We start from the raw sequence: 919 nt of genomic DNA, 5'->3' as shown, positions 1-919 counted from the left end.
GCGTGAGTTGGTATTAATTGGTGAAGTGCTTGCGATCGATGCAGCGAAATTTGCTGAATTCCTCCGTAGTTCTAAGCAGTTCATGGCGGCATGTCAGCAGGCTATTAAGAACAACGCTGGAAAATCTGCGGATGTTATTGCCGAGCTATTCAGAAATATGCACACCGTTAAGGGTAATGCGCGTACGTATGGTTTGAGTTATTTGACTGACGTAGTGCATGAAGTTGAATCTACTTATGATGCTTTACGTAATGATGATTCGCGTGAGTGGAAGCAGAATGAATTACTCGAAGAGTTGCGTGAAGCGCAGGAGATTCTTGCTGAGTACGACACGATTTATCATGACAAGCTAGGTCGTGATGGTGTTGCAGCACAAGGTGTAAATCTAGACTCAGAACGCGTAGCTTCGTGGTTAGATAGCATTAAGCGTCTTACTGAAAAATCGATGGACAACGATGTACAAGAAGTTGTTTCAGAAGCCTATAGCATGTTGCTTTCTATCGAATCTAAAACCTTGTCTGAGGTGATCTCTGAGCCTTTAAGTTCGCTCGCGTCAATGGCTGAGCAGCTTGATAAGCCCGCACCAGAAGTTCGTGTAAACGATGCAGAGTTGTTTATTGATGGCCGCGTTCACAGCATGATGAATAATATCTTTATGCATGTGTTGCGTAATGCAATGGATCACGGCATTGAAGGTGCGACAGAGCGTGCAGAGAAGGGTAAGAACGAAAACGGTCTTATCTCGATTAATACGCAAGTGAATAAACAGAACGCCGAATTCATTGTTTCAGACGATGGTCGAGGTATCGCGATTGCGAAAATTCGTTCATTAGCTGTAGACAAGGGAATTATTGAGCAAGATGCAGCACTCAGCGCGCAAGACATTGCGAACTTGGTATTCACTTCAGGATTCTCTACT

1 protein-coding gene is annotated in these 919 nt (G+C 44.1%); it reads left to right on the top strand.

What is annotated here, in order from left to right; all coding sequences use genetic code 11:
• Positions 1-919 (top strand): Hpt domain-containing protein (locus A3738_RS23040; protein ID WP_197473976.1); only part of this gene is annotated, 919 nt, incomplete at both ends.

Source organism: Oleiphilus sp. HI0066 (assembly GCF_001635725.1).
The sequence above is the reverse complement of the archived record's forward strand: the minus strand, read 5'-3'. Positions and strand labels throughout refer to the sequence as shown.